Annotated in this window: 13 protein-coding genes and 1 pseudogene; 7 read left to right on the top strand and 7 right to left on the bottom strand. The window is 61.8% G+C overall.

The features are described from left to right. The 5 genes and pseudogenes from CWO89_RS31155 to CWO89_RS31135 all read right to left on the bottom strand — a co-directional run. Window positions 1-791 (bottom strand): PIN domain-containing protein (locus CWO89_RS31155; RefSeq protein WP_130582345.1); only part of this gene is annotated, 791 nt, incomplete at its 3' end. A gap of 1,198 nt (window positions 792-1,989) precedes the next feature. Next, complete coding sequence (locus CWO89_RS31150; protein WP_130582344.1) at window positions 1,990-2,691, bottom strand: DUF899 domain-containing protein; 702 nt, start codon at window positions 2,689-2,691, stop codon at window positions 1,990-1,992. Window positions 2,692-2,773: 82 nt separating this feature from the next. After that, window positions 2,774-2,992 (bottom strand): annotated as a pseudogene (locus CWO89_RS48230) (IS66 family transposase); the annotation flags it as partial. A 179-nt stretch (window positions 2,993-3,171) separates the two neighbouring features. After that, window positions 3,172-3,495, bottom strand: coding sequence for a septal ring lytic transglycosylase RlpA family protein (locus CWO89_RS31140; RefSeq protein ID WP_130582343.1), 324 nt, complete (start codon window positions 3,493-3,495; stop codon window positions 3,172-3,174). A gap of 174 nt (window positions 3,496-3,669) precedes the next feature. Beyond that, complete coding sequence (locus CWO89_RS31135) at window positions 3,670-4,074, bottom strand: MarR family winged helix-turn-helix transcriptional regulator (protein ID WP_245476664.1); 405 nt, start codon at window positions 4,072-4,074, stop codon at window positions 3,670-3,672. A gap of 345 nt (window positions 4,075-4,419) precedes the next feature. Here CWO89_RS31135 and CWO89_RS31130 point away from each other — a divergent pair, with 345 nt between their 5' ends. From CWO89_RS31130 to CWO89_RS31105, 6 genes are all read left to right on the top strand, one after another. Continuing rightward, a complete protein-coding gene (locus CWO89_RS31130; RefSeq protein WP_130582341.1) occupies window positions 4,420-5,304 on the top strand; it encodes an isocitrate lyase/PEP mutase family protein in 885 nt (294 codons plus the stop codon). 136 nt (window positions 5,305-5,440) lie between these two features. Further along, a complete protein-coding gene (locus tag CWO89_RS31125; RefSeq protein ID WP_130582340.1) occupies window positions 5,441-6,370 on the top strand; it encodes an alpha/beta fold hydrolase in 930 nt (309 codons plus the stop codon). Window positions 6,371-6,965: 595 nt separating this feature from the next. Further along, window positions 6,966-7,853 carry a cation diffusion facilitator family transporter gene (locus CWO89_RS31120; protein WP_130582348.1) on the top strand — a complete coding sequence of 296 codons (888 nt, stop codon included), beginning with the start codon at window positions 6,966-6,968 and terminating at the stop codon, window positions 7,851-7,853. A gap of 350 nt (window positions 7,854-8,203) precedes the next feature. Beyond that, complete coding sequence (locus CWO89_RS31115) at window positions 8,204-8,488, top strand: hypothetical protein (RefSeq protein WP_463701944.1); 285 nt, start codon at window positions 8,204-8,206, stop codon at window positions 8,486-8,488. A gap of 145 nt (window positions 8,489-8,633) precedes the next feature. Then, window positions 8,634-8,927, top strand: coding sequence for a hypothetical protein (locus CWO89_RS31110; RefSeq protein ID WP_130582346.1), 294 nt, complete (start codon window positions 8,634-8,636; stop codon window positions 8,925-8,927). A gap of 180 nt (window positions 8,928-9,107) precedes the next feature. After that, window positions 9,108-9,788 (top strand): AAA family ATPase, encoded by a 681-nt coding sequence (locus CWO89_RS31105; RefSeq protein WP_130582339.1) that lies wholly within the window; start codon window positions 9,108-9,110, stop codon window positions 9,786-9,788. A 163-nt stretch (window positions 9,789-9,951) separates the two neighbouring features. Here CWO89_RS31105 and CWO89_RS48950 read toward each other — a convergent pair whose 3' ends face one another. Both CWO89_RS48950 and CWO89_RS31100 read right to left on the bottom strand, forming a co-directional pair. After that, complete coding sequence (locus tag CWO89_RS48950) at window positions 9,952-10,086, bottom strand: hypothetical protein (RefSeq protein WP_282531981.1); 135 nt, start codon at window positions 10,084-10,086, stop codon at window positions 9,952-9,954. Between the two features lie 303 nt (window positions 10,087-10,389). Then, a complete protein-coding gene (locus tag CWO89_RS31100) occupies window positions 10,390-10,665 on the bottom strand; it encodes a metal-sensitive transcriptional regulator (RefSeq protein WP_028165400.1) in 276 nt (91 codons plus the stop codon). A 65-nt stretch (window positions 10,666-10,730) separates the two neighbouring features. Between CWO89_RS31100 and CWO89_RS31095 the strand changes: the two genes are divergently transcribed. Continuing rightward, a partial coding sequence (locus CWO89_RS31095) for a heavy metal translocating P-type ATPase (protein ID WP_130582338.1) occupies window positions 10,731-12,834 on the top strand: 2,104 nt, incomplete at its 3' end.

The raw sequence follows: 12,834 nt of genomic DNA, 5'->3' as shown, positions 1-12,834 counted from the left end.
GCGCGGCAGTCGTCGAGCCACTTCGGGTAGAGGCGGTCGCGGTAGTTCGCGACGTCGTCCGCTGCCGGCGCGGAATACGTCACGGTCTTGGTCACGCCCCAGGTGTCTGTGCTCGTCGTGGGATCCGGAGGCGTGAAGTCCTCGCGCGGGGGATGCTTAAGGCGGAGAGCCTCGACGAGCTCTTCGAGCTCCGTCTCGGTCAGCGGGATGGCGGTCTTTCCGGCCACGGTCACCATCCCTTCGCCACCCGCGGTCTCGCAGCGGATCGCGACCTTGGGCTCCTGGTTCTGGTAGACCTCCACGACCTTCTTGAGGTCTCGGATCTGCTTCGCCTCCGTCGTTTCCGCTGGAGGGCGCCGCCATGCCTGGGGGATCATCTTGAAGGGGACGCCGAGATCCTGGGCCATTCCGGCCGGCCCGCCGTCATCCGTGAACAGCTTCACCTGGTAGCCTCGCGCTCCTTTGCTCAGCGTCGAGACGATGCCGATCAGCCTCTCGTCGGGCCGGTTGTAGTCCAGATGCTCCTCGATATCGGGATCGGGACGCACCATAGTCATCCGGCGCAGCAACACTCGAGGACCAGCTGGTTGGATCTCGGAGTCGTTGGCTTCCGACTCCAGCATCGCGCGGAAGCGGCCGAAGATGTCTAAGGCGCGGTCGCGCGTGCGTCCGCCTGCCTTCTTGTGCTTGTCGATTTCGTCGAGCACCGGTTTCGTAAGCAGCAGCACGACCGGATCGTGCCCAAGCTCCGCCCACGGCAACTGGTCCAATGCCTTGAACTCGAAGAACAAGTTCGTGTCGGGAACGAGGTGCAATTCCATTTGGCGGTCACATGGGGGCGGGCTCTGAAACATCGTGATCCAACGCCTCCCATTCAAGGATTCACCGACGCTCCATGTGGCAATTTGACGGGCGATTTACGCAGCGGCGGTTCCACTTCGCGAAAGGTCGCGAATGGTCCGTTCCGCGATCTCCGCACCTGGCATCCTCGTCTCGCCCCGAGAGGGCGCCCTGTGATCCGATCCTACGATCCTCGATCGCCCCGAGATCGCCCGAGATTCACGGCCGAATCGGCCGGCCCGGTGGTACACAGCGGTGGGTCACAAGTTGGGACCGGGCTTTTCAAGAATCCTTGTTTTTCTGCGGATTTCGCGTATTCGGGGGCGAGGGGATGGGAGTCCCACTCTCTCTGTCGCTTAGAAAGTCGAAAGAAGCCCCTTGCAGCCGAACAGCGGGGACGACAGCGGTCACCTAGAGCCCGGCTGTTGCGCACATGGCACAGCGCGAAAGCGCGACGGAGCTTGTATTTGGGGAGCGCGCTTGCTCGGAGCCATCGTCCGGCATCGCAGCACGCGGCATGTTATCCGAGCGGACTTGGGGCTCTAGTGACGACGAGTGCCTAAGTCCCGACTGGGTCGGGTCTGCCGTCAACGTTCGGCGGTGATTTACAAATTAGACCCGCGCGCCTACGCGTCGATCAGCCTCGGCAATAGCTGCATCGACATCTTTGATCAGGAACCGGATGTCCGGCGTCATGTGGATCATAATTGCCTCCCCGGTACGCGTGTAACCGCCGCCCGGGAAGACCTCGTAGGTATTCCCATAGACGCCGATGCCGTGATGGCACGAAGAGCAAATGTAAGTCGCACCAATAAACGTAGATAGTAGAATGGCTTAGAGATGGATTGAACTACATCGACTCGCCGTTATCATGAAAAACCGCGATTTCGACTCGCTGTTATTCCAGAATTCGACTCACGCACGAATGCGGACCGCCCATTTTGCTGGATTATTGCGACTCGCTCTTACCTTGGGCGGATACAATTTGCGCTTCGTTCGCCTCCAATTTGGGTAGCGACGCGAATTAGGAAACTGAGCACGACTGCCAATGCGTGTTCAAGCGCGCGCTGATCTCGAAATGATACTCAACGGAACCCTCCGGCCGGGCCGCGGAGTGATCGCTTTTCGCCGGGTTAGTCTAAGGATTTCTTACGACTCATATTCGTCGTGCCGGCGCCACCATTCGTAGGGGTGTGACTTGGGCCAATCCGGGGGCGAATCCTCCCACGTCTCCTGGCGCCCGTAGGGCGTCGCGTCCAGGAAACCCCAGACATTCCCGAGCGCCTCGCATCCGCGTCGGGAGGTGAAGTAGGTGCGGAACACCTGGTCTCCCCGCCGCAAGAAGACGCTGAGCCCATGGGCTTCGCCGCTCGGCGTCGTGATCCCCAGATCGACATTGAAGCTGTTGTTCGCTGACGAGACCCAGCGGTGCGGCCAGGACATGCGCTTGCGATAGGCCTCGATGCTGGCGAAGGGCGCGAGCGAGACCAGTACAAGGGATACGCCGCGCGCGCTCAGGTGCGGTACGGCGAATTGACCGATGTTGTCCACGAACATCGAGCATCCGGGACAGCCCGAAGACGGCCAGCCGTGCACGCCCGGCGCGAACATGAAGTGGTAGAGGAGAAGCTGCGGCCGGCCATCGAATAGATCCAATAGGCTCACCCGCCCATCTGCGCCGTCGAAGACGTAGGACTTCTCGATCTTTGTCATCGGCAGTCGGCGACGCTCTGCGGCAAGCGCATCCCTGGTGCGGGTCAGGGCTTTCTCCTTGGTAAGCATCGTGTCGAGCGCTTGGCGCCACTCACGCTCCGCTACAACCTTGGGCATCGGTTCTGCTGTTGCATTCATTGCTTGTCTCCTTCGTCCGACGGAACCGCCCCGAGGACGTTCGAGGCAGACCCAAGCCGACAGGCCGACCGAAATTTTCGGCGACTGAGGCCGAGCGCGACAAGCGGCCACGCTGCTCGCACAGCCAGGCTTGCAACGACGTCACGAGTGCGGCACTTTGTTCACGCCGCACCAGCAGGCGTTCTTCGGTGCTCAGGCCGTTGACGCCGTGCTCGAGCTCAAACAGAGCGTCGATGCGCCTGACCGCCTCCAGCGCGATCGGCGAGATCGCAGCGGCGTTCCCGCCGCGTCTTGCGGGCGCCAAACTGTCCTCGATGATCCGAAGCTTCTCGGCAATAGTCCACCGCCGTCGCTGCTCCGGACAGAACCGTAACCGTCGTCACGTTTGCTCACTTGCTTGCATGAGCAAACCATCCCACGCTCGAACACGAACCGGGAAGGCGGCCGCACCGGAGGCTTACCACTCAACTTTCGCGCGTCTCATTCGAGTAAGACCAACGCGGTCCCGGCCATCCCAAGTGCACGCGCGGCTCCGGTGGATAGGTCTATGCAGCGTTGCTTTATGAAGGGACCACGGTCGTTGATCCGAACGGTGACGCTTCGACCGGTTGAGTGTGAGGTGACTGTGACCTGAGAGCCGAATGGCCTGGTACGATGCGCTGCGGTCATTGCGTTTGGGTCCATCCGCTCGCCTGATGCAGTTCGGCTGCCGATGTAGCCATAACGAGAGGCAACACAAGTTTCGGCGAATGCCGATGCAGATAAACAAGTGACCGCCAAGGCGGTGCATATTGGGCGGATCATTCGTCTCCCCTTCCTGGATCCTGCCCGATTTGCCAACCTTCCCGGAGCCTCCAGGTTCCCTCCTGCCGCCGCGCTTTGGCCGTGATGTTCCTACTGCACAGCTTTTGCCAAGGAAGACGCCGCTGGGGCGGGCACAAAATCTGGATACCGATCGGGTGGATAGACGATGCTTCCTCACTTTCCGGAATCGGTCCCGCTGAATGAGGCAACGCGATTTAGGAGCTCTCCTGCCTTGAACAGCAAAGCACGTTCTTCCCTCGTCAGGCATCGCTCGATCGCGTCCGCGAGCCACTGCTCACGACGGGTGATATTCTTATGAAGCACTTCTCGGCCGGTTCGGCTTAAGCGGACTCTCACCTTACGACGGTCCTCGGCGTCGGGCATCCGGATGATCAGTCCCTCCGCGTTGAGCTCCCGAAGCGCGGCGGCAAGGTTCGACGATCGCATATTCTCGGATTCGCCGAGCATGGTTGGCGTGGCGGCGTCCCCGGCCCGCTCAATGGCGCCAAGCAACTGCAGCCGTACCCAGGAGCGGTCGTCAGCATGTGCTTCGCGGCGCAGCCGGCGCGAGAGATTCATGAACTGGTTGCGGAACGTCGTGACTTGGCGAGGAGGAGTTCGGCTTTTCATATAGCTATAATAGTATAGCTATCTTCAGTGTCACAAGGCTGCGATTGCGCCGTGTCTGACGCCGGACTGGAACGATTCCGTGCCGCCCTGCATCTAACATCTAACTACTTCGACAGCCGCAGATTTCGTGTGAGGGCGGGCTCACACGCGCACGGCATCGTGATGGTAGTGGCTACTTTAATATAGCTATTTCAATATAGAGATTATCCGTGAAATAGGTGGCGCGCTTCGCGCTCGAGCTGTCAGCCCGGCTCGTCCCAAGCATCAGCGCGAGCAGCCGCATGGGAGATCAACATGGCCAAGAAAACGATCAGTGAAATGCTGCGAGCGCGAGAGTTCATTGCCGCACCGGGCGTTTTCGATCTGGTTTCGGCAAAAATCGCGGCGCAGACGAATGCGAAGGCGCTGTACATGACGGGCTTCGGCACCGTCGCATCCTATCTGGGATATCCGGACGCCGGCCTTGCGACCTATACCGACATGCTCGACCGGGCGACCGCAATCGCTCAGGCCGTGGATAAGCCAGTCATTGCAGATGGTGATACCGGCTATGGTGGCCTGCTGAACGTCCATCATACCGTGCGCGGTTACGAGAAAGCCGGCGTGGCGATGATCCAGATCGAGGATCAGCAGATTCCAAAGAAGTGCGGTCACACGCCCAATCGTCACATCATCTCGACCGAAGAGATGGTGGACAAGATCAAGGTGGCTTGCGATGCGCGTTCCTCGAACGAATTCCTGATCCTGGCGCGAACGGACGCAAGAACGGCAGTATCGCTGGATGAAGCAATACGCCGCGCGGTGGCATACGCCGAGGCCGGAGCGGATGCGATCTTTATCGAGGCACCGGAATCCGTGGACGAGATGAAGAAGATCGGTGCCTCAGTCGACGCGCCGCTGGTCTCGAACCAACTGCACGGCGGCAAAACGCCGATACTTCCTCAAAAGCAGCTTGAGGAGATCGGCTTCCGTGCTGCCATTTACCCCACCGCGGGACTGTTCGCCGCCGCAAAAGCGCTTCAAAGCGTCTATGAGGCTCACGCCGAGGGAAGGTTGGTCGAGACTCCGATGTGGGCCTTCCAGGACTTCGTGAAGATGATCGGCTTCCAGAAAATCTGGGACTTCGAAAAGAAATACGCAAATCTGCTGGCGGTGGAGAACGCGTCGGCGCGCGGCTGAGCCGTCACGGGCGCGACGCGTCGGTAGCGGAGCAGGGGCTGTCCGCCATCATGCGACCCTAACCCGCTTCCAACTCTTGGTTGATCAAAAGATGCAACACACCGATGCATGGTAAATTCACGGTTGCAGCGCTATAGTGTTCTGCCTCAACTGCTGGAGTTCGGTCATGCACTTCGGAATCAAGGGGCCGCTCGCCGGCGTCGCTCTCGCGGTTGGACTCTCCTCGCCAGTCATTGCCGATAATGTCAAAGAGCTAAGAGCCGCTGACACGAAATTCGCCTATGTCGAGGCTGGCGAGGGCGATCCGATCGTTCTCGTGCATGGCGGGCTTCAGGATTATCGTTTCTGGAATGGGCACCTTCCGGTGCTCTCAAAAAACCATCGCGTGATTGCCTATAGCCGACGGAACCATTTTCCCAACGCAACGAGCAAGGATGGCCTGCCTGATGGCGCAGCCGACGTTCACGGCGAGGATCTGGCCGCCATCCTCGCTGAGCTCGGCATAAAACGCGCGCACATCGTCGCGCACTCTGCCGGTGCACACGCCGCGCTGTTCTTCGCATCCAATCATCCCGAGATGGTGATAACCCTGGTCGTCAACGAACCGCCGGCCGCGGGGTTGCTCGCCGGGATGCCCGGGAGCGCGGAGCTACTGAAAGAGTGGGGCGCTCGATTCGCGTCCACACAGGAAGCGTTCCGAAAGGGCGATATCGACGCAGGGCTGCGCCTCTTTGCGGAAGCGGTTGGCGGACCCGGCACCTACGACCGACGATCAGATGCCGATCGGAAAATGATGTCCGACAATGCGGCGTCGGCCGTTGCGGACGCAATAAGTTCCCGCCCACGTCCGGTGTTCACCTGTGAAATGGCAAAGCGCATTTCGGCGCCAACGCTTCTGATGAATGGTGAGCGGAGCCCCGAGTTCTTTCATCGCATCGTGGACCAGTTGGAGAAGTGCCTTCCCGAGCGAAGGCGCATAACGATTCCCGACGCCTCTCACACTGTTCCCGGCGAAAACGCTCCTGCCTTTGATGAGGCCGTCATCGCCTTCGTAACAAGCCACTAGCTACTAACGAGATTGATGATTGAGAAAGGCGCGGGCAGCCTGCTGTAGGCCGCGTTTGCCCCCCGTCAGGCGGGCTCCAGGCATGCCGGTTTGGCAACCAACGTAGGAACGTGGGCACCGTTCCTGCGTTGGCCCCGGACGGAGAAGCGCGATGGACCCGGTTACGCGGTGTTTGCATTGCGGCAGGAGATTGGTCCCGGTCCTAAGCGCGAACGGGAGAACAGAACTCAAGTGCGTTTGGTGCGACAAGGTGGACCCGATGAAGACCGAGCCGGTGAAACGGGATGACAGACCGTCGACCGAAAGGCTCAATTCTCACCCCTTGAGAGCCCCTTAAACCAGCCTGCGCGGAGCGAGCCGTCTGATGTGACGCTCCGATGCTCCGCGACATCAATCACTGAACTCGAACTAGTCCCAGGACAGGTCGATTCCCGCTTCCTGTAGCGCCGATCATACTTGTCCTGATGGTGGCGCAGCACTCCGCGTGTGTCGGGCGCAACTGAAATTCATTCGCGTCTGAGAGCCGCGATTGAAGTTGCAAGCCTGCCGTCGCCTCGGTACAGCACGTGGCCCACCACTCAACACGATCCGAGCGATGAACAAGCCACTGAACGTTGCGATAGGAAGCATTCTCGTCAGCGTTTTGGTGCTCGGTTTGAAATACCTGGCGTATTGGCTGACCGGGTCCATTGCGCTCTACTCCGACGCGCTCGAAAGCATCGTCAACGTTGTAACGGCCGTTGTTGCACTATGGGCGGTCCGCATCTCGGCAAAGCCCGCCGACGCCAATCATCCGTTCGGGCATCACAAGATCGAATACTTCAGTGCGGTGTTGGAAGGCGTGATGATCATCATCGCTGCACTCCTGATCGTGCGCGAGGCGTATGACGGCTTCCTGCACCCGAGAAAACTGGCTGTTGTGCCGGAGGGGCTGCTCGTGAACGGGCTCGCCAGCATCGTCAACGCCACCTGGGCCTGGGTGTTGATCGTCCGGGGACGGCGCATGCGCTCGCCGGCGCTCGTTGCAGACGGCCGACATCTCCTGACCGATGTCATCTCATCCGTCGGCATACTGGTCGGACTTGCGCTCGCGTTCGTCATGAAATGGGAGTTTCTCGATCCTGCACTTGCCCTGATCGTCGCTGCGACAATCCTGTGGTCCGGTTGGGGCGTCCTCAAGGAGTCCGCCGGCGGCCTGCTGGATGAAGCGGTGCCCGAGGCAACGTTGAACGCCATTCGCCGGACGATTGCCGACCATGCGGCCGGCGCGCTGGAAGCTCACGATGTTCGCACGCGCCACGCGGGGCGTGTCACGTTCATTGAGTTCCACCTCGTCGTTCCTGGGCGGATGACGGTGTCGGAGGCGCACCAGATATGCGACCGCCTCGAAGCGGCCTTGCGGGCTGAGGATGAGGACAGGCGGATCACCATTCATGTGGAACCGGAAGAGAAGGCCAAACACTCTGGCATCGTCGTCGTCTGACATCGGCTTGTCGCCTGAGCGTGTCCTCATCGAAGTCGGGACGTGAGATGATCCCTAAGCAAGTGAACGAGTCTGCATAAACTCGCCATGCGATGAAGCTTTTGCGCAACACCCGAGCCCGATACAAACGCCGGATCGCTGGGGAGAATTTCTTCAGCGTTATCAGCAGCTAAGTCCATCCGCTACAATCCCGGCACCTGTATCACTCCATCAAGCCATCATCCTTCCTTGTTCTGGCCATCTTGCTGCTGACGCCGTGCCGCGCTTCGGCTGTGATGTTCCCGTCACCTTGGCTTGCCAATCCAATAGCCTTCATCGACTATTTCCGCAGATCGATGACGAGGGGAACAATGACGATTGTCGGCTCCACTTATTACAGGTTCGGTTTGCTGTTGACCGCGACGGTGATGGTCGCGATGTTGCCGCGACCCGGCGCCGCTTATACGCCCGAGCAGCAGCAGGCTTGCTCGCCCGATGCGATGCGACTCTGCAGCGCGTTCATTCCGGACGTCGACATGATCACCGCCTGCATGGCCCGCAACAAGGCGCAGCTCTCGCCGCCGTGCCGCGTGTTTTTCAGTTCCGACTCGGAGGAACGACGGGAGCGCAGGCGTCGCGCAAGGTCCGCGGATTAAGGTGCGACATCGCGAACCGCGAAGCAACGCGAGTCGGACGAGCACTGGTTCAAGTCCTGCACGCGCGACAGACTGACGCCTTGCGGCGTTTTCGCTCGTCAACATCTTCTCGCCAGAGGAGAATCCGGTGAGCGAACGTTACAGGATGGAAATAGACCGGCACTTTGCCTGGTTCGAAGGCAAGCTGCCGCCGCGGCCCGCAAGGTTTGTCGGGTGGCTGCGCAAGCCGTCGTCGCGCTATGCGCGGATGCCGCTTGCCGTTCTGCTGATGCTCGGCGGCGTCTTCAGCTTCCTGCCGGTGCTCGGGCTATGGATGCTGCCGCTTGGACTCCTTTTGTTCGCACAAGACGTGCCGGTGTTACAAAAGCCGACCGCGCGGACTCTCGGATGGGTTGAGCGCAAGTGGACCGAGCGCCAGCGCGCAAAAAACGTGCCGTGATTCGCTGAAAAAACGCGCATTCGCTTCTATTGCTGGTTGTGTGCACCGCAAGGTGTGACTCAAACAACAACATTTTCCGGCAAATTGCAGCTCACGCCGCATTGTCCGCAAATTTCTGCTTTCGCGAATCACCACGCTGATTCATTTTCGTGGCCTGGGGTCAATCTGGAGGCCAACGTAATGAACGTGATTGTTTTTGCTTCGCGTAAGGGGGGCTCGGGCAAAAGCACCCTGGCTGCTCACCTGGCTGCCCATGTACACAAATCAACCAAGCCTTGTCTGCTGATCGACGCCGATCCGCAGGGCTCGCTGACGCTGTGGCACAAGCTGCGCGGCACCAACGAACCGCCGATCAAGGCCGCCGTCAATTCCGTGAGCAGCATTGTGGCTGCGGCCAAGCGCGACGGGATCGAGTGGGTGTTCATCGACACGCCGCCGAACCTGTCGGCCGTCGTCGACGACGCCATCAAGAATGCGACCATGGTGATCATTCCGGCGCGGCCTGGCGTGTTCGACGTCAATGCGGTGCAGGAAACGATCCAGACCTGCCGTTCAACGCGCAAGCCCTATGCAGTCGTGATCAACGGCGCGCCGGCTCAGCGCGATGGCGCGGAGAGCCCGATCGTCACGATCGCGCGCGAGTCGCTGGCGAAATTCCGTGCACCGGTCTGGAGCGGACAGATCACCAATCGCGCCGATCTGTTGATGGCGTTGAGCCATGGTGAAGGCGCCCGCGAATATGATGCCGAGGGGCGCGCAGCCGCCGAGATCGGCCGGCTTTGGGCCGCGATCGAACGTTCGATCAAGGCGATCCGCGGCGCGGCATCGGCAAGCGGCGCGATGCACAAGCAGGCGGCCTGATCACGACAGGCCTCCAGACTGACAAAAGCGCGCGGCCCCCCGCGCGTTTTTGTTGGTGGTGGCTGACTCGTCATTGCGAGCGCAGCGAAGCAATCCATATCGCCGCGAGTGGCATTGTGGATTGCTTCGCTGCGCTCGCAATGACGGAGTGCGTGGCGAACGCTCACGCCACCATCAGCATGTAGAAGATGATGACTGGTGATAAAGTAAGGATGACCGACCAGATGCCGAGCGCCCAGAGGATGTCGCCGGTCGTAAATCCCTGATGGTCTAAAACTGGATCAAATTCTTTGTGCACGATGCGCCCCATATTCTTTGGCGGGGCGATGGATAGCTGAAGCCCTTTAAGGTTCCGCTCGCAGTTTCGCTTGCATTTGACCACAGGTGCTACCGCGGATTAACCACGGCGCGGCGGCCTCTTCTTGCGCGTGTGGAGAGAGCTGATCCCCACCCGGTTTGCGCTGACGCGCAAACCGACCTCCCCTTTTCAAGGGGAGGTGACCACGCAGCCGCTGACTCCCTGCGCTCCTTCCCCCTGAAAGGGGGAAGGCTGGGATGGGGGTCTGCCGCGATTCACGCTGTCTGAGGGGAAGCGAGAGCATCACCGATCAGCGCGGCCGATCACGTCCATCAGCTCGGCGATCTTTTGGCGCTGGTCGGCCTTGTCGCCGGAGGAGATCGCGTGCTCGACGCAATGGGCGACATGGTCGCGCAGCACTTCCTCCTCGACCCGCCGCAGCGCGGCGCGTGCGGCGGCGATCTGGGTCACCACGTCGATGCAATAGCGGTCGTCCTCGACCATCTTGGCGAGGCCGCGGATCTGGCCTTCGATTCGTTTCAGCCGTTTCAGGCAGGAACTCTTGATCTCGTCACGCATACGGTTCATATACCCCCATAGGGTATTAGATTCAAGGGCCGAAGTTCGGCCGGGAAGAGTTCACCATGGCAGAGGTAGGTCAGGGTCACGCGCATGAGGGACACGCGCATCATCATCACGATGCGCCGGCGGCTAGCTGCTGCGGCGGCAAGCATGGCACCGCGGCAGAGGGCGGCGCGCTCGCGACCGATCCGGTCTGCGGCATGAAGGTCGATCCCGCCACCGCCAAGCATCGCTTCAGCCACAAGGGCGAGGACTATTTCTTCTGCAGCGCGCGCTGCCGCGAACGGTTCGCGGCCGAGCCGGAGAAGTTCTTAAAGCCCCGCGAGAGCGAGCCGGCGCTCCCGGCCGGCACCATCTACACCTGCCCGATGCATCCGGAAGTGAGGCAGGTCGGGCCGGGCTCCTGCCCGATCTGCGGCATGGCGCTCGAACCCGAAGAGGTGACGCTCGACGACAAGCCCGATCCGGAACTCGTCGACATGACGCGCCGGTTCTGGATCGCGCTGGTGCTGACGCTGCCGGTGTTCGTGATCGAAATGGCCGGCCACGCCCTCGGCCTCGAACTGGTGCCGATGGGATGGGCGAACTGGATCTCGTTCGCACTGGCGACGCCGGTGGTGCTGTGGGCCGGCGCGCCGTTCTTCGTGCGCGGCTGGCAGTCGCTCGTGACGCGCAATCTCAATATGTTCACGCTGATCGCGATGGGCGTCGGTGTCGCCTATGTCTACAGCGTGGTCGGCACGCTGGCGCCGCATCTGTTCCCGCCGGCCTTCCGCGACATGCACGGCCAGGTCGCGGTCTATTTCGAAGCGGCCGCCGTGATCACGGTATTGGTGTTGCTCGGGCAGGTGCTCGAGTTGCGGGCGCGCGCGCAGACCTCGGGCGCGATCCGCGCGCTGCTCGGGCTGGCGCCGAAGACGGCGCGGCGCATCACCGAGCATGGCGACGAAGACGTGGCGATTGAGGCGATCGCGGTCGACGATCGCCTGCGCGTGCGTCCCGGCGAGAAGGTGCCGGTCGATGGTATCGTCATTGAAGGCCACGCGGTGCTCGACGAATCCATGGTCACCGGCGAGTCGATGCCGGTTTCCAAGAACGAGGGCGACCGCGTGATCGGTGGCACCGTCAACCAGAGCGGCGGCTTCGTCATGCGCGCCGAGAAGATCGGCCGCGATACCATGCTGGCGCGGATCGTCGACATGGTCGCGAAGGCGCAGCGCTCCCGCGCGCCGATCCAGCGCCTCGCCGATCGGGTCGCGGGCTGGTTCGTGCCGGCGGTGATCGCGGTCGCGGTGCTGGCCTTCGCCGCCTGGACGATGTTCGGGCCTGAGCCGCGCTTCACCTTCGGGCTGGTTGCGGCCGTCACCGTCCTGATCATCGCCTGCCCCTGCGCGCTCGGGCTCGCCACGCCGATGTCGATCATGGTCGGCGTCGGGCGCGGGGCGCATTCGGGCATCCTGATCCGCAACGCCGAGGCGCTGGAGCGGATGGAGAGCATCGACACGCTGGTGCTCGACAAGACCGGCACGCTCACCGAGGGCAAGCCGAAGGTGGTTGGTGTGATCGCCGCGAAGGAGTTCGACGAGGCCGAACTGCTGCGCCTGGCCGCAAGCGTCGAGCGCGGCAGCGAGCATCCGCTGGCGCTGGCGATCCTGAACGCCGCCAAGGAGCGCCAGCTTGCGCTCGCCGAGGTCAGCGGCTTCGCCTCGCCGTCTGGCAAGGGCGCGACCGGCACGATCGAAGGCAAACCGGTCGCGCTCGGCAATGCCATGCTGATGGGCGAACTGAAGATCGCGACATCGGCGCTCGATGCGGCAGCCGAGACCGCGCGGCAGGACGGCGCGACCGCGATCTATGTTGCGGTCGACGGGCGTGCGGCCGGCGTGATCGCGATCGCCGATCCGATCAAGCCATCGGCCAGAGAGGCGCTGGCGGCGCTGCGCGGTGACGGCCTGCGCGTCGTGATGCTGACCGGCGACAATGCGACCACCGCGCGCGCAGTGGCGAAGCGGCTCGGGATCGACGAGGTCGAAGCCGGCGTGCTGCCGGAGCGCAAGAGCGATGTGGTGCAGCGGCTGCGCGGCGAGGGCCGTGCGGTCGCGATGGTTGGTGACGGCGTCAATGACGCGCCGGCGCTGGCTGCCGCCGATGTCGGCATCGCCATGG

The organism is Bradyrhizobium sp. Leo170 (genome assembly GCF_004296405.1).
Taxonomy (GTDB): Bacteria; Pseudomonadota; Alphaproteobacteria; order Rhizobiales; family Xanthobacteraceae; genus Bradyrhizobium.
Note: the sequence above shows the minus strand (reverse complement) of the source record. Positions and strands in the feature narration are given on the sequence as shown.

Coding starts and splice junctions, on each gene's coding strand:
- CWO89_RS31140 (WP_130582343.1), bottom strand. CDS start 3,495: ATGATCCGCCCAATATGCACCGCCTTGGCGGTCACTTGTTTATCTGCA.
- CWO89_RS31110 (WP_130582346.1), top strand. CDS start 8,634: ATGGAAATAGACCGGCACTTTGCCTGGTTCGAAGGCAAGCTGCCGCCG.
- CWO89_RS31130 (WP_130582341.1), top strand. CDS start 4,420: ATGGCCAAGAAAACGATCAGTGAAATGCTGCGAGCGCGAGAGTTCATT.
- CWO89_RS31100 (WP_028165400.1), bottom strand. CDS start 10,665: ATGCGTGACGAGATCAAGAGTTCCTGCCTGAAACGGCTGAAACGAATC.
- CWO89_RS31120 (WP_130582348.1), top strand. CDS start 6,966: ATGAACAAGCCACTGAACGTTGCGATAGGAAGCATTCTCGTCAGCGTT.
- CWO89_RS31150 (WP_130582344.1), bottom strand. CDS start 2,691: ATGAATGCAACAGCAGAACCGATGCCCAAGGTTGTAGCGGAGCGTGAG.
- CWO89_RS31105 (WP_130582339.1), top strand. CDS start 9,108: ATGAACGTGATTGTTTTTGCTTCGCGTAAGGGGGGCTCGGGCAAAAGC.
- CWO89_RS31135 (WP_245476664.1), bottom strand. CDS start 4,074: ATGAATCTCTCGCGCCGGCTGCGCCGCGAAGCACATGCTGACGACCGC.
- CWO89_RS31115 (WP_463701944.1), top strand. CDS start 8,204: ATGACGATTGTCGGCTCCACTTATTACAGGTTCGGTTTGCTGTTGACC.